The 23316-nt window shown below is 41.3% G+C and carries 14 protein-coding genes, 2 pseudogenes and 3 riboswitches; of the genes and pseudogenes, 7 read left to right on the top strand and 9 right to left on the bottom strand.

The features are described from left to right. Window positions 1-17: 17 nt before the first annotated feature. The 9 genes from nirB (MUO15_RS00920) to MUO15_RS00880 all read right to left on the bottom strand — a co-directional run bounded on the left by nirB (MUO15_RS00920) (window position 18) and on the right by MUO15_RS00880 (window position 11112). A complete protein-coding gene (nirB, locus tag MUO15_RS00920; RefSeq protein WP_245032713.1) occupies window positions 18-2429 on the bottom strand; it encodes a nitrite reductase large subunit NirB in 2412 nt (803 codons plus the stop codon). Window positions 2430-2522: 93 nt separating this feature from the next. Then, on the bottom strand, window positions 2523-4655 hold the full coding sequence (gene nasC / locus MUO15_RS00915; RefSeq protein WP_245032711.1) for an assimilatory nitrate reductase catalytic subunit NasC: 2133 nt from the start codon (window positions 4653-4655) through the stop codon (window positions 2523-2525). A 41-nt stretch (window positions 4656-4696) separates the two neighbouring features. Continuing rightward, window positions 4697-5209: a hypothetical protein gene (locus MUO15_RS00910; RefSeq protein ID WP_245032710.1), complete on the bottom strand. Its 513-nt coding sequence runs from the start codon at window positions 5207-5209 to the stop codon at window positions 4697-4699. 42 nt (window positions 5210-5251) lie between these two features. Next, window positions 5252-7060 carry a nitrite reductase large subunit NirB gene (gene nirB, locus MUO15_RS00905; protein WP_245032709.1) on the bottom strand — a complete coding sequence of 603 codons (1809 nt, stop codon included), beginning with the start codon at window positions 7058-7060 and terminating at the stop codon, window positions 5252-5254. A gap of 288 nt (window positions 7061-7348) precedes the next feature. Continuing rightward, the gene (locus tag MUO15_RS00900) at window positions 7349-7675 is read right to left on the bottom strand and encodes a MerR family transcriptional regulator (protein ID WP_245032707.1); all 327 of its coding nucleotides are present in this window, start codon (window positions 7673-7675) and stop codon (window positions 7349-7351) included. A gap of 177 nt (window positions 7676-7852) precedes the next feature. After that, entirely contained in the window at window positions 7853-7963 is a 111-nt protein-coding gene (locus tag MUO15_RS21785) for a MerR family transcriptional regulator (RefSeq protein WP_305853287.1), read from the bottom strand. 160 nt (window positions 7964-8123) lie between these two features. Further along, window positions 8124-8849, bottom strand: coding sequence for an exonuclease domain-containing protein (locus MUO15_RS00890; RefSeq protein WP_245032705.1), 726 nt, complete (start codon window positions 8847-8849; stop codon window positions 8124-8126). Next, window positions 8846-9820 (bottom strand): DUF294 nucleotidyltransferase-like domain-containing protein, encoded by a 975-nt coding sequence (locus MUO15_RS00885; protein ID WP_396266295.1) that lies wholly within the window; start codon window positions 9818-9820, stop codon window positions 8846-8848. Before MUO15_RS00885 ends, MUO15_RS00890 begins: the two co-directional genes overlap by 4 nt. A gap of 26 nt (window positions 9821-9846) precedes the next feature. Beyond that, window positions 9847-11112, bottom strand: a complete 1266-nt coding sequence (locus MUO15_RS00880; protein ID WP_245032702.1) for an ammonium transporter — start codon at window positions 11110-11112, stop codon at window positions 9847-9849. Between the two features lie 649 nt (window positions 11113-11761). Next, a riboswitch (SAM riboswitch) is annotated at window positions 11762-11869 on the bottom strand. 357 nt (window positions 11870-12226) lie between these two features. Continuing rightward, window positions 12227-12334, top strand: a riboswitch (SAM riboswitch). A gap of 140 nt (window positions 12335-12474) precedes the next feature. Between MUO15_RS00880 and MUO15_RS00875 the strand changes: the two genes are divergently transcribed. From MUO15_RS00875 to MUO15_RS00845, 7 genes and pseudogenes are all read left to right on the top strand, one after another. Next, window positions 12475-13596, top strand: coding sequence for a methionine biosynthesis PLP-dependent protein (locus MUO15_RS00875; protein ID WP_245032701.1), 1122 nt, complete (start codon window positions 12475-12477; stop codon window positions 13594-13596). Between the two features lie 122 nt (window positions 13597-13718). After that, window positions 13719-15580: pseudogene (locus MUO15_RS00870) on the top strand (bifunctional homocysteine S-methyltransferase/methylenetetrahydrofolate reductase). Next, complete coding sequence (metH, locus tag MUO15_RS00865; RefSeq protein ID WP_245032700.1) at window positions 15561-19013, top strand: methionine synthase; 3453 nt, start codon at window positions 15561-15563, stop codon at window positions 19011-19013. The pseudogene MUO15_RS00870 and the gene metH overlap by 20 nt, the downstream one beginning before the upstream one ends. Before the next feature lie 116 nt (window positions 19014-19129). Then, window positions 19130-19237: riboswitch (SAM riboswitch) on the top strand. A gap of 154 nt (window positions 19238-19391) precedes the next feature. After that, window positions 19392-19559 carry a YezD family protein gene (locus MUO15_RS00860; RefSeq protein WP_245032698.1) on the top strand — a complete coding sequence of 56 codons (168 nt, stop codon included), beginning with the start codon at window positions 19392-19394 and terminating at the stop codon, window positions 19557-19559. Window positions 19560-19708: 149 nt separating this feature from the next. After that, a complete protein-coding gene (gene metC / locus MUO15_RS00855; RefSeq protein ID WP_245032697.1) occupies window positions 19709-20914 on the top strand; it encodes a cystathionine beta-lyase in 1206 nt (401 codons plus the stop codon). 115 nt (window positions 20915-21029) lie between these two features. Continuing rightward, window positions 21030-22115: pseudogene (locus MUO15_RS00850) on the top strand (5-methyltetrahydropteroyltriglutamate--homocysteine S-methyltransferase); the annotation flags it as partial. 146 nt (window positions 22116-22261) lie between these two features. Beyond that, window positions 22262-23311, top strand: a complete 1050-nt coding sequence (locus MUO15_RS00845) for a homocysteine S-methyltransferase family protein (RefSeq protein ID WP_245032695.1) — start codon at window positions 22262-22264, stop codon at window positions 23309-23311. Window positions 23312-23316: the final 5 nt, after the last annotated feature.

Genomic DNA, 23316 nt, shown 5'->3' with positions numbered 1-23316 from the left:
TTCCCCCCCTCGGTAGATTAGTTTGAACCTGCAGGCACTTTTACATTTTCATAAAGGTCTCTTAGCAATGTTTCACTTTTTATCGCCTCTTTCCAAGGATCTTGCACTACAGACAGGGCTTCGTCCATTCTTTGATTTAAATCAATGAACGTTTTCTTATTAGAAAGAACGTTCTGAATATGTTCAATTCCTACCCGTTCCACCCAGGCGGAGGTTCTTTCTAAGTAGCTGGCATTTTCACGATAATATTGTAAGAAAGCGGCTGTTGTATTTAATACTTCTGCTTCGGTTTTCACTTTGGCAAGCAGTTCCGCCTTTCTCATATGTGTCCCTCCATTACCACCGACGTATAGTTCAAATTCCCCGTCCAATCCAATGACCCCTACGTCCTTAACTGATCCCTCAGCACAGTTCCTCGGGCAAGCTGATACACTCATTTTTACTTTATGTGGTGTATTCAGTCCTTCGAATTTCTTTTCCATCTGAACCCCTAAACCAATTGAGTCCTGTGTTCCAAATCGGCAGAAGTCAGCCCCCACACACGTTTTTACTGTACGTAACCCTTTTGCGTAAGCGGAACCTGAGGGCATATCAAGCTCCGACCACATACTTGGCAAATCTCCTTTTTGGACACCTAGTAGGTCAAGTCGCTGTCCCCCGGTCACTTTGATCATTTTAACCTCGTATTTATCTGCTACATCGGCAATTCTTCGTAAATCTTCGGCATTGGTTACACCTCCATACATACGTGGTACAACTGAATACGTCCCATTGTTTTGAATATTGGCATGTAACCTTTCATTAACAAATCGCGACTCTCTTTCATCTTTATACTCAGTCGGGTTAAGCATTCCCAGGTAGTAGTTCAAAGCAGGCTTACATTTAGAACAGCCCTCTTCTGATGTCCAACCGAGAACATTCATCACTTCACGTGTATGTGTCAATTCTTTCAATTTAATCTCTTCGATTACTTCATCCCTTGATAAAGTGCTACATGTACAAATAGATTCTTTTTGATTTTGGTCATATTGATCACCTAACGCATACTCCAATAAGTCTGAAACGAGCGATTTACAGCCTCCACAGGATCTCGAAGCATTCGTGCATCCTTTAACTTGTTCGACTGTCGTTAAATCTTGGTTGTTGATCGCTTCAATGATTGTTCCCTTAGTTACACCATTACAGCCGCAAATGATTTCTTCCTCTGGCATAGAGGCAATAAGATCATTGCCAGTCTCTTCTGAACGTTTGTTATCTGTGTACTCTTCAATCATTGCCCCTTTGTTGATCAGGCTTAATAAACGATTACCATCTTTTGTATCTCCATACAGAACAGCCCCTGTAATCTTTCCTTCCTCCACAAGCACCTTTTGATAAACTCCACGCCACTCATCAAACACTTTAAGTGACTTCGTATGTTTATCTTCAATGATTTTACCTGTAGAAAACACGTCAACACCCGATACCTTTAACTGAGTAGATAAAACAGATCCCTTGTATCCATCACAGTCTACATTACAAATTCGCTTTGCCATTTGTTGAGCTTGCTGATACAAAGGAGCGACAAGTCCATAAACCATTTCCCTATGTTCTGCACACTCACCAACTGCGAAAATGTTCGGTACTTCTGTTTCTAAATAATCATTAACGATGATCCCTCGGTTGACAGGAACTCCACTTTCTTTTGCCATACTGATATTTGGTTTAATTCCGACAGCCATCACAACTAAATCTGCCTTGACCTCTCCTCCATCTTTAAATTTGAGCCCTTTCACTCGGTTCCTCCCGGTAATTTTCACAGATTGTTTATTTAATAGAAAATTCATGCCTTGGTTTTCTAATTCCTTTTGCAGCATCTTGCCAGCTGTCTTATCCAACTGCCGTTCCATTAAATAATCGGCAATATGGACGACATCCACCTGCATTCCAAGGTTCAACAACCCTCTTGCCGCTTCCAAGCCCAATAATCCACCACCAATGACGACAGCTTTTTTATATTGGTCGGAGGTTTCAATCATCTGCTCACAATCTTTGATATCACGAAAGGCGGTTACTCCATCCTTATCAACCCCTGGTAGTGGCAGCATGAATGGAACAGAACCAGTAGCGATAATTAATTTATCATAATCAACTTGACGTTCTTTATCTGTAAAAACGGTTTGATTGTCTTTGTCAATTGCTGTCACTGTTTCACCTGGGTATAATAAAATTTCATTCTCTTCATACCATTGCCAGTTATTTAAGGTAATATCATCAATCTCAGTATCTCCCTGGAGAACCTTCGACAACTCAATTCGATTATAGTTTGGGTAAGGCTCACTCCCGAACACTGTAATATCAAACTGGTGTGGCGACAGCTTCAATATTTCTTCGATCGCCCGAATTCCGGCCATCCCATTACCAACAAGCACTAGCTTTTGTTTGCGCATATTACAAACCCCTCCAAATGTATGATTAATAAAATGCAAGGTTTAAATGTTTTGCTTCACCCCAGAACGATAACGAATTCTTTTTTCAAAACTTCAACTTTGAACTGGCCTTGTGTTAACAGCTGTGACCTTAAATCCTGGCATGTGAGAGAGCGGGTCCAATTCATCGGCAATTAAACGATTGACATTTTGCTCTCCTCCCCAGTGAAAGGGGACAAAAACAGTATCTTTCCGAATTCTCTTCGACCATTTACTTCTAACGACAATTCTGCCGTATCTAGATTCAATCTGAGCTAAAGTACGATCCTCCAGTTGATATTTCTCCCCTGTGTCAGGATGGATTTCCATATACGATTCAAAGTTTCTTGCAGTTAATGATGGACTTTTTCTAGTTTGCTCACCTGTTAAATAGTGCGACATCACTCTTCCTGTAGTTAAAAATAACGGATATTCCTCACTTAGGTTCACTTTTTTATGGCTTCTTCCAATCACAGACATATTCGCTTTACCGTCTTCATGGGCAAAATCATCTTCAAATAACCGTTTTGTTCCTTGATGGTCCATATCAGGACAAGGCCATAGAAGGCCGTTATGCTTACGGATTCTGTCGTAGGTTATCCCGTAATAATCTGCTCGCCCGCCTCGACTGGCCACTCTAAGTTCTTCAAAAATTTCCTCAGCTGAATGAAAAGAAAACTTATCCCCTTTTCCTAATACCTCAGCTATATCGCAGATGATTTGCCAATCATGCTTCACTTCACCAGGCAATGATCGACTCGCTTCCCTTAAAGTCACCCTTCCTTCCACGTTCGTCATGGTTCCTTGATCTTCTAAATAGGATGAAGCAGGTAAGATTAAATCAGCTAATTGGGCAGTTTCCGATATAAACATATCGACGGTCACAAGAAACTTGAGCCTTTCTAGTGATCTTTTCACAAAATTAGCATTGGGACTTGAAAGGGCTGGATTTGAGCCCATTACCAACATCCCGGTGATATTGCCTTCATCGATTTTTTCAAACATTTGATAAGCTGAGACCCCCGAACCGGGTAATTGTTTCTCTTCTACGCCCCAAACTTGAGCGATATAAGATCGATCTTCTTTTTTTTCAATTGAACGATAGCCTGGAAGTTGATCCGCTTTCTGTCCATGTTCCCTCGCTCCTTGACCATTTCCTTGGCCGGTAATTGCGCCATAACCGGAATTGGGTTTACCGATCCTACCTGTCGCAAGCAATATATTGATAAATCCACGGACCGTTTCAGTTCCGTTGGTTTGCTGTTCGATCCCCCTTGCCGTGAAAATCATTCCGGAATCTTCTTGACCAAATGTACGAGCTGCTTGACATAACTGTTCTTTAGCCAGTCCAGTTACCTTGACACATTCGTCTAAGTCCAAATTCTTAAGGTGGTGGACGACTTCAGCAAAACCATTGACCCGCTTTCTTAAAAACTTCTTATCTATTAATTCTTCATCTACAATTACTTTCAGCAATGCGTTAGCCAGTGTTGCGTCCGTACCCGGCTTATTTTTCAAATGCAAATCAGCGATATCAGTCGTCTTAGTTTCTCTAGGATCAATAACAATAATATACGCCCCGTTTTCTTTGGCTTGTTCAAAATATGGCATAATGGTGGGCTGACATTCTGCAATATTAGTTCCGACTAAGATAATACAACGTGTATAAGGAATTTCCTGCAACGTGTTCGTAAATCCTCGATCGAGTCCAAAGGTTAGATTAGCACCTGTAGCTGCTGAAGCCATGCACAAACGGCCATTATAATCAATATGTTTTGTCTTTAGTGCAACACGAGCAAACTTTCCTAATAGATACGCTTCTTCGTTAGTGAGCGAAGCACTGCCATAGACAGATAAAGCATCTGAACCATTCTGCTTTTGGATAGTAGTAAACTCTTTTTTGATAACGTCTAATGCTTCCTTCCATGTGATTGCTACAAAATTACCATTCACCTTTAACAACGGCTGATTAACACGCTCATTATTCAATGTATGCTGGTGAGCACTCATTCCTTTGACACATAACCGACCTCCTGTTGTCGGGTTATCCTTTCCAACTGTCTTATATACTTTCCTAGAAACCACTGTCTGTTCTATCAACTGCATTTTGCACTGCATACTGCAAAAAGGACACTGGGTATCGTAAACCTTCTCTGATTGAATCTTTTGCTGCTTGGTTCGAAAATACTTCAACATTAGTTCAGTCAAACCCTCTCCCCTCGACTCCAAATATTCTTTTTGAATGTTGCTCAATAACTCTTCACTACATAACTTTTTCTCCGCAATCTATCAGCATCAAAATTTTTCAGTAAGTGTTCAAGAATTTCTTCATCAAATAAAGCCTCTCTTATGTGAATCAATCCGACACGGCTTATCCATTGCCATATTCGTTCAAGATAATTGGCGGACTCACGATAATATTGAATAAAACCGGTAATCATCTCACATGCTTCCTTTGCCGTGCCGGCGAGACATAACAGAACACCAGAACCACCATTAGTCCCATTGCTGCCTCCTACGTACATTTCCCAGCCTCGTTTTACTTTTATGACACCAATATCTTTAGTGATAGGATCTGCTCCATTATGTTCACAAGCAGAAATAGCAGCTTTAATGCGAAAAGGTGTTTTCAGGAACTCCATTTTTTCATCCAGCTCTGAAGCCATCTTTAAGGAAGAGTGTTTATCACACCGACATGGATACTCCCCAAGATTCGTTTGAATAGGTTCAACTAAATGTTCACCAGGTGAACGGATTGGCATGCTGAGATCATGCAAAATCCTTGAAAAATCCCTCTGCTTTACTCACAATAAGTGAATTCTTTGATTACTCGCAATGACGATCTGATTCAAAGCATATTTTTCTGCTACATTTGTGATTTTTCTGAGTTGTCCCAAATCAAGTACCCCCCCATACAACTCGGGAACAACTGCTAACGTCCCATCGCTTTGAGTCGTGTCATACATCTGTTCTTTACACAAAAGTTCTTTGTTCTCTCGGTCATATTCGGGATAAATTATACTCAAATAGTATTCCAAAGCAGGCCGACAAGTCTGACAGCCTCTTTTGTTTTTCCACTCAAGCCTCCCCATCACCTCTTGTACATTAACAAGACTTCTCATCTGTATTTGCCAAACGACTTCTTCTTCTGTCATGGTTGTGCAACTACAAAACGCATTCTGGTTTACTACTTCATCGAACTGATCACTTTGAATATAATCCAGTAGTTCAGAAACGGCAGGCTTGCATCCCCCACATGAACTGGAAGCTTTCGTCCACTGTCTTACCTCACCCACAGTTGATAGTTTTTCCAACTGGACCGCACTAATGATTGCCCCTTTAGATACGCCATTACACGTACAAATATGTTCGTCAATCGGTAAGGAAGCAACAAAAGAGCCACCAGGATCAGAGGAGTCTAATAAGGAAGATTTGTTTTGATCAGGAATAACCTTTTGTTTAACGATCGTGTCTAGTAAATTTGATCCTCCCCGTGTATCTCCGAATAGCACAGCACCAATGGCTTTATTCCCCCGGAAATAAATTTTTTTATAAACAGCTTCAATCTCATTCTGATAATGAATGGCTCTAGTTGCATGGTCTGCTTTAAATTGACCTACGGAAAAAACATCGACTCCAGATATTTTTAATTGGGTAGAAAGAACGCTGCCGTGGTATCCTGACGTACTCTTCCTGCATAAGTGCTTAGCCAGAACAGCTCCTTGTTCATAAAGGGGTTTGACCAATCCATAAACCATTCCGTCATGCTCTGCACACTCTCCAACCGCATATATATCGCGAGAATGGGTGGCCAAAAAGTCATCTACAATGATGCCACGATTTGTCTCGATCCCACTATCTTGCGCTAATCGAATATTCGGCCTTACCCCAACTGCCATAATAACCATACCCGACTCTACTTCGGACCCATCACTAAAACGAATGCCTTCTACTCGCTGTCCTCCAATAATTTCCTCCGTTTCTTTGTTAAGCAAAAAGTTCATGCCTTGTCTCTCTAACTCCTCTTGCAACATCCTTGATCCTTCTTGATCTAGCTGTCGTTCCATTAAGAAGCTAGAGTTATGGACTACACTCACTTTCACTCCAAGATTCAACAGTCCTCTTGCAGCTTCTAAACCTAACACCCCCCCACCTATAATTACCGCTGTTTTATACTTTTTTGCCGTCTGTATCATTGTTTGGCAATCTTCTATAGTACGGAAGGACATCACCCCTTCTTTTTCTGCACCTCGAAGCGGTAACACGACCGGGGAAGATCCTGTAGCTACAATCAATTTGTCATACTGCATTTCCCTATCTTTATCGGTCTTCACGATCTTGCTTTCTTTATCAATTTCCACTACTGTTTCACCAGAAAAGAGTTGAATATTATTTTTTGTGTACCAGCTATGTGAATGAGTCATAATATCCTCAATCATTGTTTCCCCTTGAAGTAGAGAGGAAAGCATAATCCGACTATAGTTGGCATGTGGTTCACTTCCAAAAATCGTAATGTCAAAAGCATCATCATTTTCGCTAAGGATATTCTCTACGCAGCGTACACCTGCCATGCCATTTCCAATTAACACAAGCTTTTGCTTTCTTATTTTCATCACCTCCAGCAGTTGTAAAAGACGTATGGATAAGCTTAAAAAAGGACTAACATCACTTTTTGAATATTTCATTAGTTAAACTGTAGCATAAGAATCACTATGTATCACACATAACGTCAGGAAAACTAACATGGTAATTTTAATTACAAGTCTCGAACCTTACCCTATTTAGAACAACAAAAAGACTAACCCGCTATTTAGCAAGTTAGTCTTTTCTACGTACAAGGATAACTTTTTAGTTCGTTTAATTAGAAAAGGAAGAACATTCATGGGATGATGAAAACGCACTTAGCTTCTATCGTTTGATCGAAAGTGTGCATTTAATTGACCACGGATCATTTTTCTACGCATTTGAGAATCTCCCTCTTTACTTTTCTTATCTTTTAGCATTTCTTTTCTAATTTCAAAGGATTGAACTCCTTCTTCCCGCTTTTCCGCAATCTCTACCAAAGTTTCCACATCTGAAAATGAATATTTGCGTGTTCCGTTCGCCGTTCGCTCTGGGAAGATAAGCTTTCTTTGTTCATTATACCGAATTTGGCGTTCTGAAAGTCCTGTCAATTCCTTGACGACACCTATAGAGATAACCTTTTTGCTTTTATAGTTATCCGTCAAAGTACATCCCACCTCTTTCAAACATCTTTTTTAACATACCTTATCATAAAAATACAATGAACAAGAACAATATGTAAGGTAATCTAACACACTATACTGATAGTCGTCAGATCATTTTATAAAACTGTTGTTTCACACTTAGTATTATTAGGTTTCTATCAACTGCAAGGAAGGGGGTTAATCATTTCTATCATTCCCGAGCATTGCTTTTATCCCTGCAACGTTAAGCCCCTGATCGATTAATCGTTTAATTTCTTTTAATTTTTTTATATCATTATTTGAATAAATACGCCGGTTTCCTATATTTCTGGCTGGTTTAACAAGCCCTTGCTCCTCGTAATACCAGACAACGAAGTCAAATCTTTCACTACACTAATTGGGAAAGTTGCTTCATCCTAAGGGATGTCGTTGTTCGTACCCCACTTTTTTTGCTTCAGAAATAAGAAGATCATTTTAAAGTAGCTATGTGTGTATATACTTCTTTCAAATTAGAAAAGCCTAACGTTTGTATTTCTCGGACACATTTCGCCCATAGTTCCGCTGTCGCAACAGCATCATGTAGAGCATGGTGCCTTTTGTCAATCGTAATCCCATAATGAGCACAACATTCGTCAAGTGTAACTATCCTTGATTCTGGATCAGCGACTTTTGTTAAAAAAGATGTATCTATGATGCGGTGTTGAAAACTCTTCTTTAACGCCATCCAGGTTGCATGCTTCATAAATTGCTTCTCATGATTAGCATGATGGGCAACTAACGCATCATTTTTAATAAATTGATAGAATTCTTTTAACACGTCATGAAGCGTTGCCGCGTTCTTAAGCGTGTCCTTCGTTATCCCCGTCAAACGTTGAATTTCTTCCGAAGGGGCCGAATCATTGTAAACAAGTGAGTAAAAGGTTTCTTCTAGAATGCGATCCCCTACCATCTTGACAGCGCCAATCGATAAGATCCGATCCCCATTATATGGATAGAACCCTGTTGTTTCTAAATCAAACACAACCACTTTTAATTCATCAAATGCAATATCTAAGACATCTTTCGTTTTTAATTCACGCTGTAAATCTCTCATATAAGCAATCTTTCCTGGGTCTGTTTGGCTTGATAACGATGTAAAGCCATCCGATCGCCCAGACAACTGTTTAATGAATTGAATCATTTGATCCACAATCATGAGGAGCACTCTTTTTCTACTATTGTTTTAGTTTCAGAAAAAAGCTTCTGGCCTCTTTTTATCAGTTGTTTAAGCTCCTGTTTATGGACTCTTGATAAAGTATCAATCGGTATGAGTTGCACTTCTTTATAGCTCTGCGCTTCTTTCCTGAAATGCAGACGGAACTCAAGCAATTGTATAAAGTCACCTTCAAATCCTTTAACAAAAGAGTACATAGTCCGGAGCTCTTTGAACCGCGATAAAGTGGATGGAGACTCTATCCTCTCTTTTAAAGCTAACAGCCTCATTGCATTTACATAAGGAAAAAGGACCGTCTGCTTTAACTGGATTCTCCCTGCCTTTTCCCCATGCTGCTCTGGAAGTAACTGACCGAATACTCCTACTCCTTTTTTTATAAAATCCACATTCTCCACCAAGCGAAAGTAAAGCTTAGGCTGCTGCTGCAAGATTGTAAATCCCTTGTTCTTTAGTTCGTTTAAATAGTGTACCTCTCCAGTTAACACGCGGGAATCAAAAAACGTTAAAAAGTGGCGGAGGGATTGCCAACTAGCTTCTGTTAACCAATCTGTAATTTGAGTTTTCCAAGCATGAACGGACTGACACCAAAGTGGATTAGATGCCATCACCCCTCCTTCACATCGTTCGTAGCCGACCAAAGTTAAAGCATGGCTAATTTCTGCTCCTAACCTCAGGAAATAAGCTTGGCAATTATCATGACTGTCGTAAATTATTCCATGGTCTTGATCGCTCCAAACCGACTGTTCAAATCTCCCTGCACTTCCCATTAGAAAAAAACTAAAGGGAGCGGGAGGGTTCCCCCACTCCCCCCGGAGGTTCTCCGCAGCCATTTGAACCGTTTCCCTAATCAACTCATCATGGAATAAGTTTAACTTCCTATGGTCAGTCGAAACAGCATTCAGTTTCCGTTGACGCCATTGTTTTAATTCTGCGTAACTTTTCAACACTCGCATCAATCCTTTTGTTTCGATTAACAGCGTTAAGCACCTGGTTGATTCGAATGGGGTTGAGGGATGCTCTCCGGATATCCATAACCTCCGTGCTCACTCAAATCAAGGCCGATAATTTCTTCTTCTTCAGATACACGGAGGCCACCCATAACTTTATTCATTACTTTTAAGATGATGAATGCAACAACGAATGCATAAAGCCCGCTACTGACAACACCCAGCATCTGTACACCAAGCTGTGCAAATCCACCACCATAGAATAAACCCGCCTGCCCAACGGTTGCTAATTCGGGTGTGGCAAATAGTCCATTTGAAAGCGTGCCCCATACACCGACCGTACCGTGAACAGATAAAGCGAAGATAGGATCATCAATTTTCTTCTTATCAAAGAACTTCATACTAAAGAAGACAATAAATCCACCGATCAAACCAATAATAACAGCCGCCCAAGGTTCAACAAATGCACAAGAAGCGGTAATAGCAACAAGCCCTGCCAATGCTCCATTGAGTGTTGTCGGAACATCTGCCTTGCCTGTCACAGCCCACACAACAAGCATAGCACCAATCGCCCCAGCACCAGCTGCTAATTGTGTATTAAGTGCAACATAACCAAAAAAGGCATCAGCTACACCGAATGTGCTTCCTGCATTAAACCCAAACCAGCCTACCCAAAGAATAAGTACTCCTAACGCTGTAAACACCTGGTTATGTCCTGCAATCTCATTTGAAGAACCATCCTTATTATATTTACCGATACGCGGTTTCAAAATAATTGTAGCAGCAAAGGCGGCCATGGCCCCCGTTAAATGAACCACAGTCGAACCGGCAAAGTCTTGTTTCCCATGCTCAGCTAACCAACCGCCGCCCCAAATCCAGCGGGCAATAACAGGATAAACTAAAATAGAAAATAGTACTGCAAAAATAACATAAGCGGATAATTTTGCACGTTCTGCAAAACCACCAAAGGCAATGGTCATAGCAATTGCAGCAAATGCCAGCTGGAAAAAGAAGTCTACAGAACCTGCCAACCCTTCGCCCATTGTTGTCGCATCACCATAAAAGAATTTCGAAAAGCCTATGAATGCATTTCCCTCCCCGTATATTAACCCGTAACCTACAGCCCAAAAGACTATAGATACAATTCCTATGGTAAAAACTGTCTTGCCGGCAATATGACCAGCGTTCTTCATTCTCGTAGATCCTGCTTCAAGTAAAATAAATCCACCTTGCATGAATAACACCAAAACTGTACAGATAACAATCCATAAATTATTCATTAGAAAAATCTCATCCATCAAAGTTCTCCCCTTTTGTGTAATGTTTTTTGACATCGTTTGTTAAATACTAATTTATCAGTATCTAAATATTCGAACAATGAACATGTGAGATTATCTAACATTGAATTTTTAAAAGAAAAAAAGACCTATCCAATATGGCAGGCCGCTGAAAAAGTGACATTTGTGCATTTCTATAAGAAATATATTTGGCATTTTTGTTATGTTTGAACTTGTCGTATGATTCAGTGTACAAAGACCTCAGATAGACAAGCTGATGAATGGGTGGGTTTCGTTATAAAAAAGTGAAAGGTGTGGGGAAGGAGAACGATGAGACTCCATCAGAAAAATGGGCAAGTCGAGACCCGTAGCTAGGCGAGGAGACTTGGGAGCAGGTTAAGAACGGCACGTCGTGTGGGGCGTGTGCCAACTCGAACGATATTTGATCAGGAAAAGGATTAGTGGAGGATAAATCATAAGTGATTGCATAATCTTTCATAAGATGTCCCTCCTAAACGTATTGTTAAAGATCAACGAAAAAGGCAGCACCTGACCAAGTTAAATCCGGCAGTGCTACCTCTAGTTATCTAGTCAGTAACAAATTATTAAATTAAAAAATCCTCTTCTAAACAACCAATAAGAAGAGGATTAGAATACCGAATGACAACTCTTCTAATCTATCAAGCACAAGTTGGCTTGCTGGAATTAGCACAGTACTGTGAATAGTCTGTTGCCGAGGTTTCATTGGGCCAAGTCCCTCCACCCCTCTGAACAAGAAACATTATTATTTGATTACCGAAAAATATACAGCAAGTGTTAGATACTGTCAAAGGATTTTATGGAAAAAATTAATACGTATTAGCCCTTTATTCTTAGTGTGTTAGTCGGGTTTAAAAATTATAAGTTTTTTTAATATTCCCTTGATTCCTTCATTTTTTTCGTGTAATGTAATTCGCAACCCACCTGCCATAAAGTACCACCTTCGAGAATAACCATAGAACATCGGTTGAAAATCTCTAACAACGGCTGGTCTCGTGGGCATTTGATGGTGATGCTGAAGGTACAGAACGACCTTCTCACCTTGTTTTTCATTGGGTGACTAATCACACTAAACACCAAAAAATTACATATTATTCACTTATCAAGAGAGGTATAGGGACTGGCCCGATGAAACCTCAGCAACCACTGGTTTGACCAGCATGGTGCTAATTCCACCAAGTTTTATGAACTTGGAAGATAAGAAGAAGGATTGGGATATTTTAAAGTCTTCTTCTTAAGGAGGCTTTTTTTATTTTTATCTAACCATAGTTGTTCAGGAGTTTAGCTTCTTATCATTCGGTGACTTGAACATCCTCTAATACTTTTTATAAAAGGAGAATAAAGATGACCTCTCATACTGAAACGAAATTAGTTCATACCGGCAAAAACAATGGAGACTCTACAGGAGCCATTAGTGCACCAGTCTACCTTTCTACAGCCTATCAACACTCTGGTATTGGTGAATCAACTGGCTTTGACTACTCAAGAACGGGTAATCCAACAAGAACAATTCTTGAACGTTCCGTTGCAGAAATCGAATATGGTGAGGCAGGTTTCGCGTTTAGCTCAGGGATGGCAGCGATTCAAACGGCTCTGTCCTTATTCGGACACCGAGATGAGGTCCTCGTTTCGGAAGATTTATACGGCGGCAGTTATCGCTTGTTTGAACACCTTTCTAGTCAATATGGCTTACAGTTCCAATACTGTGATAGTCAGAATCTTTCAAATATAGAACAATATATAACAGAAAAAACCAAAGCGGTCTACATCGAAACACCTACAAACCCACTTATGCACGTGGCTGATATTTCGGAAATCGCTAAAATCACGAAAAAATATAAGCTTCTGCTACTCGTAGATAACACGTTATATACACCGCTCCTACAGCAACCTTTACTTGAAGGTGCCGATATCGTCATTCATAGTGCAACGAAATATTTAGGCGGTCACAATGATGTTTTAGCCGGCATACTTGTTGCTAAAGGTCCTGATATATGTGAAAAATTAGCAACCTATCAGAACACAATTGGTGCCGTCCTCTCCCCTTTTGATTCATGGCTGCTTATGAGAGGGATGAAAACTCTGCCTTTACGAATGAATCAGCACGAGAGAAACGCGAAGGAAGTCGTTTCCTTTTTAGAAAATCATCAAACTGTCACACATGTCTTTTACCCTGGTCTTGGCGGAATGGTTTCGTTTCGTCTAGAAACTGAAGACTGTATCGACCCTTTTTTAAGAAACCTCAAAGTCATTACCTTTGCAGAGAGTCTTGGAGGAGTGGAAAGCTTTATCACCTACCCAGCGACCCAAACTCATGCCGACATTCCTGAAGAAACGAGAAAACGCTACGGAGTTTGCAACCGGCTTTTGCGCTTTTCAGTCGGGATTGAACATATCGATGATCTGCTGGAGGATCTTGACAAAGCGCTTACTAGTTTACGAGGGAAGCAAAGCACGAGGACGTAAGTGGCCCGTTAGAAATATTTATCCAAAGGATGAAAAGCACCTCTTTTTCAAGGGTAACATGAGCCAAATTGCCGCTCGCTCTCTTTAGTAAGTCAAGCCTAAATACAGACAGGAGGATAATCATGAATTTAAAAGAAGCCCTTCAAAACCAAACATTAGTAGGAGATGGGGCCATGGGTACATTGCTTTACTCTTACGGAATCGACCAATGCTTTGAGGAGTTGAATCTTTCCCATGCCAAAGAAGTCGTCAATGTCCATAAAGCATATATAGATGCTGGTGCTGATCTCATCCAAACGAATACGTACGGCGCCAATTATATTAAATTAGCGCGTTACGGTTTAGAAGACAAAGTAAAAGAAATCAACACAGCAGCAGTCAGACTTGCCCAACAAGCAGCAGCAGAAAATTGTTATGTGGCAGGAACGATCGGCGGTATTCGAGGCATTAAAAAACAAGCAGTATCCCTCACAGAAATCAAACGCAGTTTCCGTGAGCAGCTCTACTGTATGCTATTTGAAAAAGTAGACGCCATTCTACTAGAGACCTTTTATGATCTGGAAGAACTCACGACAGTGTTACAAATCGCTAGAAAAGAAACGAACCTGCCGATAATCACCCAAGTGTCTATGCACGAGCCTGGAGTTCTGCAAAACGGCACACCCCTGACTGAAGCCTTGACGATGTTAGAAAAAGAGGGAGCCGATGTAATTGGAGTCAATTGTCGTCTCGGACCTTACCACATGATCCAGTCGCTTGAGAATGTCCCGCTTCCTAATAAAGCCGTCCTCTCTGCTTATCCGAATGCTAGTTTACCAGCTTATCAGGATGGCAGACTCGTCTACAAAACCAAGGCTGATTATTTCAAAAATAGCGCCCGGGCCCTTCACAAACAAGGGGCTAGATTGATCGGCGGCTGTTGCGGTACGACACCCGAGCACATTGCGGCCATTGCGGATGAAGTAAAAGGGAAGAAGCCGATTGAGCACAAGACCATTCCAATTCAAAAGGATGTCCCACAGACACAACTGGAAAATAGTAACTCTAAGCCCCACCTTCATGAAATCGCAGCAAAAAGACCGTCGATCATCGTTGAGCTTGATCCACCGAAACGGCTCAATACAGACCGCTACTTACAGGGGCCCAGGCGCTCAAAGAAGCTGGAGTTGATTCGATTACATTAGCAGATAATTCGCTGGCCACCCCAAGAATTTGTAACACAGCGATCGCCTCAATTATCCAGCAAAAATACGACATTAACCCTTTGGTCCATATATCCTGCCGTGACCGAAACTTAATCGGCCTGCAATCACATTTGATGGGGCTGCATACACTCGGGATCACACAGGTCCTCGCAGTCACAGGCGACCCGACCAAAATTGGTGACTTCCCTGGTGCAACATCCGTCTATGATCTCTCATCATTCGATTTGATTCATTATATTAAACAGCTGAACAAAGGCATTTCTTTTTCTGGCAAAACACTCGGTATGAACACCAATTTTTCGGTCGCGGCCGCCTTCAATCCGAATGTCCGCAACCTCAATCGTGCAGTTGGCAGACTTGAAAAAAAGATCAAATATGGAGCGGACTATTTTATTAGTCAACCCGTTAACAGTGTGGAGCAATTGAAAGAAATCTATGAGGCAACTAAGCATATACCGACTCCCATTTATATTGGAATCATGCCGCTAATCAGCTCACGTAACGCTGAATTTTTGCACAATGAGGTACCCGGAATTACGCTCTCCGAAGAAATTAGACAGCGTATGGAAAATTCCAGTCATGACCCAGAAAGCGCCCAATCTGAAGGGATTTCGATTGCCAAATCCTTAATTGACGCCGCTGTCGAACTTTTTAATGGAATCTACTTAATCACACCATTTTTACGATATGAAATAACAGAAGAACTAACCCACTACATTAAGCAAAAAACTCAACAAAGCGAAGAAAGGAAGATTGTAAATGGAAGCCCAGTCATTTGAACAACTGCTCTCAAAAAGAATTCTTGTACTCGATGGCGCCATGGGAACGATGCTGCAAAATGCTGACCTCAAAGCAGAAGATTTCGGTGGAGAATGCTATGAAGGATGCAATGAATATCTCAACTTAACTTCACCCGGTGTTCTTGAAGAGATCCATTCCCAGTACCTTGAAGCAGGTGCGGATATTATTGAAACCAATACGTTTGGGGCAACAGACCTCGTACTTGATGAATACGATTTAGGTCATTTAGCAGAGGAAATTAATGTTAAGGCCTCTCAAATTGCTAAAAAAGCAGCCGAACGTTATTCAAAAGACGGTCACACTCGTTTCGTCGCTGGAGCGATGGGGCCGACGACGAAGACCTTATCCGTAACGGGTGGCACAACGTTTGAGCACTTGACCCATTCATACGAAGAACAAGCAAGAGGGCTGATCAAAGGCGGTGTCGACCTGCTATTATTGGAAACTTCCCAAGATATGCTTAATGTCAAAGCAGCCTATATCGGAATCACTCGCGCCTTTCGTTCTCTTAAGCAAACTCTTCCTTTGATGATTTCGGGAACGATCGAACCGATGGGAACTACCTTGGCTGGGCAAAATATCGAAGCCTTTTACCTGTCACTTGAACACATGAAACCTACTGTTGTCGGACTGAATTGTGCCACAGGTCCAGAATTCATGCGTGACCATATACGCTCTTTGTCGGAATTAGCAACGACCTCTGTCAGCTGTTATCCAAATGCCGGACTCCCTGATGAAGAAGGGCATTATCATGAGACACCTGAATCGTTAGCGAAAAAAGTTTCCGGTTTTGCTGAAAAAGGATGGCTGAATGTCGTGGGAGGCTGCTGCGGGACAACACCTGAACATACTAGAGCACTAGTAGAAGCGGTGAGGAACATCAAGCCAAGAAAAGCTCCTTCTTCTCATCCGCATGCCGTTTCAGGGATCGAACCTTTTATCTATGAGGACAAGAATGACCGACCTATTCTAGTTGGTGAACGGACCAATGTCATTGGCTCTCGCAAATTCAAACGCCTGATTGCCGAGGACAAAGTAGAGGGAGCCTCAGAAATTGCCCGGGCCCAAGTGAAAAAAGGGGCCCAAGTCATCGATATTTGCCTTGCTGATCCGGATCGCGATGAGGTACAAGATATGGAAGTCTTTATGAAACAAGTGATCAATAAAGTGAAAGCGCCTCTTGTTATTGATTCGACGGATGTGGACGTTATTGAAAAAGCGCTCACTTATTCCCAAGGAAAAGTAATTATCAATTCGATCAATCTTGAGGATGGAGAGGAACGATTTAAGGAAGTCCTCCCTTTGGTTCAGCAATATGGCGCAGCCGTCGTCGTTGGGACTATTGACGAGGAAGGCATGGCACTTACAGCGGAAAGCAAGCTGGCGATCGCCATACGGTCACGCAATATTCTAGTCAATGAATATGGGCTCAATGAATCCGATATTATATTCGACCCTCTCGTCTTCCCTGTTGGAACAGGCGATGAACAATACATCGGTTCCGCTAACGCAACAATTGAGGGAATCCGTTTGATCAAGCAGAAACTGCCAAAATGTCAAACCATTCTAGGTGTCAGCAATGTCTCTTTTGGTCTCCCACCAGTTGGAAGAGAAGTGCTGAATGCCGTTTATCTCTATCATTGTACAAAAGCAGGTCTTGATTATGCAATTGTGAATACGGAAAAGTTGGAACGTTATGCCTCTATAGCAGAAGAGGAAATTAAACAAGCAAATGAGCTTCTTTTTCAAACGACTGATACTACACTCGCTACATTTACAGCTTTCTACAGAGGAAAGAAAAAGGAAGTAAAAGCACCAACTTCGACAATGAATCTACCTGAAAGATTAGCTCATTATGTGGTGGAAGGAACAAAGGAAGGGTTGATTCCCGACCTTGAGAAGGCACTAGAAACTTATCCGACGCCATTAAAAATCATCAATGGTCCACTTATGGCTGGCATGGCTGAAGTAGGGCGTTTATTCAACGACAACCAGCTCATTGTCGCTGAAGTTTTGCAAAGTGCAGAAGTCATGAAGACATCAGTCGCTTACCTTGAGCCACATATGGAAAAAGGCGACACGTCAAATAAAAAAGGGAAAATTCTTTTGGCCACGGTTAAAGGCGACGTTCACGACATTGGTAAAAACCTCGTGGATATTATTTTAAGCAACAATGGTTTTGACGTCGTCGATCTGGGCATCAAAGTAACCCCTTCCGATTTAATCAAACATATTCACGAAGAAAAGCCAGACGTCATTGGGTTGTCGGGCTTGCTTGTAAAGTCAGCTCAGCAAATGGTTTTGACTGCTCAGGATTTGAAGCAGCAACAAATCGAATTGCCGATATTGGTAGGAGGCGCTGCCCTCTCAAGGAAGTTTACCAATACAAAAATCGCCTCACAATATGATGGATCCGTTTTTTATGCAAAAGATGCCATGGACGGACTTGCTCTATCGAATCGGCTCAGTGATCTGGAGGATCGTGAGCTGCTCATTCGCGAACAGCAAGAAAAACAAGCAAAAGTTATAGCTAGAAGTCATGTCAAAGCTCAAGCTCAGTCGGCAACAGCTGTAGCCGAAAAGCCGGTGTCAAAAGTATCTAAGACAGTTCCGGTTTATCAACCGCACGATTTTGAACTGCACATTTTACGAGATTACTCGGTTGCTCATATTGAGCCTTTTATTAATATGCAGATGCTGATTGGACATCATTTGGGGCTAAAGGGTAAATTCTCAAAGTTGCTGGAAGAGAAAAATAATAAAGCACTTCAACTAAAAGAGGTCGTCGATGAATTACTTGTAAAAGCGCAAAAAGAGAATTGGATTCAGCCGTCTGCACTTTATCAATTCTTTCCAGCTCAATCCGATGGGGATGATGTAATCATATATGACTCCGTTGATCAACAAACGATCATCGAACGTTTTACTTTTCCACGCCAAAACCGTGATCCCTATCTTTGTTTAGCTGATTATTTGCGCCCAGTCTCAAGCGGTGAAGTGGACTACGTAGGATTCTTCTCTGTAACAGCTGGAAAAGGGATTAGGGAGCGTTCTCTGGACATGAAACAACAGGGAGAATATTTGAAAAGCCACGCCCTGCAGGCATTGGCATTAGAATCGGCAGAAGGATTGGCTGAACACATCCATCAACTTATGCGTGATAAATGGGGATTCCCTGATCCGACAGACTTTACGATGCAAGAGCGTTTTTCAGCTAAATACCAGGGACAGCGGTATTCTTTCGGTTACCCAGCTTGCCCGGATTTGGAGGATCAGAGAAAATTATTTCAATTGATTAGACCGGAACAAATTGGGGTCGAATTGACAGAGGAATGTATGATGGAACCAGAGGCCTCGGTAACGGCCATTGTGTTTGCTCATCCTGAAGCGCGTTATTTCAATGTGCATTAAGAGATATGAGTAGCAATACCCTGTTGATTTTAGAATAATTTAAATTTTTGCATTAAATGATTGACAAGGAATGTTAATACGTGTAAATTATAGGATAATCAAATTGATAACGATTTTTCTTATCCAGAGAGGTGGAGGGACTGGCCCATTGAAACCTCGGCAGCAGACTTTAACTAAGTACTGTGCCAATTCCAGCAAGCCGTGCAGGCTTGAAAAGATAAGAAGAGAAAGTAACGTTCTACTTAACCTCTTCTTATTACGGAAAGAGGTTTTTTATTTTGATTTTTAGTAAATGTTTATCTTGCTGATTGGACTTACCAAAGGCAAAAGATACAGCGAATTACATCTTACATTAATTTGCAAGCAGGAGGTAATGGTATGAAAAGTACTCTCGAAAAAAAGATTAATGACATTGTTTCAGCCTTAGAGAACATAGAATATGGTTCGGTAGCCATTACGGTACATGATGGGGAAATTACACAAATTGATTACACAGAAAAAAAACGTTATCCACTAAATAAAAAATCTAACAAAGACAATGATTAGCTCAAAACTGAATATTGCTCATGCTGATTAGTCAACTAAAGGCATCTTTATTTTCGATAACGATCGGGATATAAAGGTGCCTTTTTGATGGAAGAGTTAATTTTAATAATACAAATCTCTTGAACTTTAGACAGGGAGGAAAACTTACTATGGGTTCTTACAAAGATCAACTGGAAACCAGATTCATTCACGCTTCAACTCATGGAAATAAGGAAAATAAAACAGGGGCCGTGAACGTCCCTATCTACTTGTCATCCACCTACCATCAGGAAAACTTCGATACGTTTGGTCCATATGATTACAGCAGATCAGGCAACCCAACAAGGCAAGCATTGGAACAAACCATTGCAAACCTGGAAGGTGGTAAAACAGGATTAGCATTCGCATCAGGGATGGCAGCTATTTCTTCTGCATTTATGCTCCTTTCTTCAGGTGACCATGTCCTAATCTCAAAGGACGTTTACGGTGGAACGTATCGTCTGATCACAGAAGTATTGAGAAAATTCAATATTGAGCACACCTTTGTTAACATGACCGACCTTAACGAAACATGCCGTGAAATTCGACCGAATACAAAGGTTATTTATATAGAAACCCCTTCTAATCCCTGCTTAAATATTACAGATATAGAAGGAATCGTAAAATTAGCCAAAGCACATGGTTGTCTAACTTTTGTCGATAACACTTTTATGACACCTCTTTACCAGAACCCGCTTCAATTTGGCGTCGATCTTGTCCTTCATAGTGCTACCAAATTTTTATCTGGTCACAGCGATATTATTGCGGGCCTGGCGGTAACTAAGAATGAAGAACTTGGTGAAAGATTAGCATTTATTCAAAACTCATTTGGTTCGATTTTAGGCGCACAGGATGCCTACCATTTAATTCAAGGGATCAAAACATTAGGTGCTCGACTGACACAATCTTCGGATACAGCACTAAAAATAGCAACCCATCTTAATGATCACCCTTTAATTAGTGAAGTCTACTATCCTGGTCTATCCTTTCACCCTGGTCATCCTATACACGTACGGCAATCGAAAGGGTCTGGAGCACTTCTATCTTTTCGGTTACCTAATAAAGCAGCAGCGAAAGCATTTGTTGAACATATTCGCCTGCCTGTTTTTGCTGTCAGTCTTGGTGCAGTGGAGTCGATTCTATCCTATCCTGCCACCATGTCACATGCAGCTATGCCTGAAACAGAAAGAGAAGCAAGGGGAATTACCGATGGACTGCTTAGGCTCTCTGTTGGACTCGAGCATGTAAATGATCTAATCGAGGATATCGATCAAGCCCTAGAGGCAGCCACCCAATTGAGAAAGGAGAAACGTATTTTATTAAAACATAGGGGTTGATTCAGTTGCAGTACATTTAACTTGTAAGTTTAGAGTCATCAAATAAATCATTAATGGAAGAAGGAATAATTATGAGTAATAGCGAAACTCCAGCGTTAAGAAACAAAGCAAAGACACTCCCCCATTTCGAGCGGATCAGGTAGGAAGCCTATTAAGATCAAAAAGAATTGAAAAAGCACGTATTCAAAAAGCAGCTGGTGATATTGATCGTGCAGAATTGCGTGTAATTGAAGATGCGGAAATTGTTAGAATCGTAGAAAAGCAAAAAGAAATCGGTCTTGAAGCTGTAACAGATGGCGATTTTCGTCGGGCTTGGTGGCATTTTGATTTCCTCGAAGGTTTAGACGGCGTCGAAGGATTCGTCCCGGAAAAAGGACTGGAATTCCATAATATAGTTACCAAAGCTTATGGAGTTGAGGTCACGGGTAAGATAGATTTCACTGATCACCCTATGCTCGAGGATTACAAGTTTCTTCATAGTATTGCTGGGTCACATACAGCAAAGTTCACAATACCAAGTCCTAATATGCTTTTCTTTAGAGGCAAAAAAATTGAAGAATTCTATGATACTATAGAAGGATTTATTCATGATTTAACTTTGGCATACAAAAAAGCAATTCGTGCCTTCTATGATGCAGGTTGTCGCTATCTACAGTTAGACGACACAGCCTGGTCCCTGTTTTTCTCTGAAAATGGGAATCACTTAATTCGAACATGGGGATTTGAACCTGAGGAACTAAGTACGACCTTTGCAAACATCATTAATGAATCTATTGCTGATCGCCCTGATGATCTAACCATAACGCTCCACATTTGTCGAGGCAATTTTCAGTCAAGCTATGCCAGCACTGGAGGATATGACGCTGTCTCAGAAACAATATTTAATGGACTCGATGTTGATGGCTTATTCCTTGAATTCGATGATGAACGTTCCGGCAGCTTTGAACCACTCCGCCACGTTAAACGCTCTGATTTGCAAATTGTTCTCGGTGTTATAACATCTAAATTTGGAGAGCTTGAAGATGCAGATGCAATTAAAAAGAGAATAAGAGAAGCTTCCCAATTCGTTGATCTCAGCCAATTGTGTTTAAGCCCACAATGCGGATTTGCTTCCACAGAGGAAGGAAATTTACTAACGGAGGAGGAGCAATGGGAAAAGCTAAAACATGTGATTACGATCTCTAAGGATGTATGGAAGTAAGATTTTTATATAGAAGCCAATAACTGACTTACTAACTCATAATGAAGGACTTAAAAAGAGAAGGATGATTTACATATGATCCCCTTCCACTTTTTGAACAACCTCTTTAAATGAAATTTTTTATTTACTAAGGAAGGATGATGAAGATGAAAAGATCATTAGAACAGCGTTTACAGGACGGGCCAGTGATTTGCGGGGAAGGATATTTATTCGAGTTAGAGCGGAGAGGATATTTACAAGCAGGGTCATTCGTACCTGAGGTTGCACTAGATAATCCACAAGCCTTAAAACAGACGTATCGTGATTATATGTTAGCTGGATCAGATGTCGTTTTAGCTTTTACGTACAATGCCCACCGTGAAAAAATGCGCATTATTGGCAAGGAGGACCTGTTGGAACCATTGAACCGACAAGCAATTCGTCTAGCTAAGGATGTAGCAAAAGAACACCCGGAAGAAGAAGCGCTAGTAGCTGGTAACATTTCGAACACAAACTTGTTTAACCCTGAAGACCCGCAGTCAATTGAAAGTGTGCGCAGCATGTTTGCTGAAATGGTCGGATGGTGCAAAGATGAAGGCGTGGACTTTATAAATGGGGAAACCTTCTATTATTATGAAGAAGCAAAAATCGCTTTGGAGGAAATCACCAAACAAGGAATACCTGCTGTAATCACTTTTGGTCTGATGGGAGAAAATGTCCTGCGCGATGGATACTCTGTTGAAGAAGCGTGCCGTTTGTTAGAGGGGCAAGGCGCCCTAGTTGTCGGAATGAACTGCTTTCGCGGACCGGCAACAATGCAGCCGTATGTAGAAAAAATCCGTCAAACAGTCGATGGTTATGTCGGAGCATTGCCGATTCCTTATCGAACATCGGAGGATCACCCTACATTCTTCAATTTGCCTGACGGAGGCTGTGCTTGCAGCCTTCCAACCGATACAACCTTCCCAACGTCACTGGATCCACTCTACTGTAACCGGTACGAGTTAGCCCAGTGGGCAAAAGAGGCTCATGACATCGGTGTGAACTATATTGGCTTGTGTTGTGGAGCTTCCCCTAGCATGCTGCGCGAAGTTGCAGAAACGGTCGGACGTACAGCTATAAATTCGACGTACTCACCAGATATGGAGAAGCACTTTTTGTTCGGAACTGATAACACGTTACAACCCCATATCACTTCTTATAAAGCGAAAGCATAGGATAG

The organism is Halobacillus amylolyticus, from assembly GCF_022921115.1.
In the GTDB taxonomy this organism is placed as follows: domain Bacteria; phylum Bacillota; class Bacilli; order Bacillales; family Halobacillaceae; genus Halobacillus_A; species Halobacillus_A amylolyticus.
This window is presented reverse-complemented; position numbering and strand designations above follow the sequence as displayed.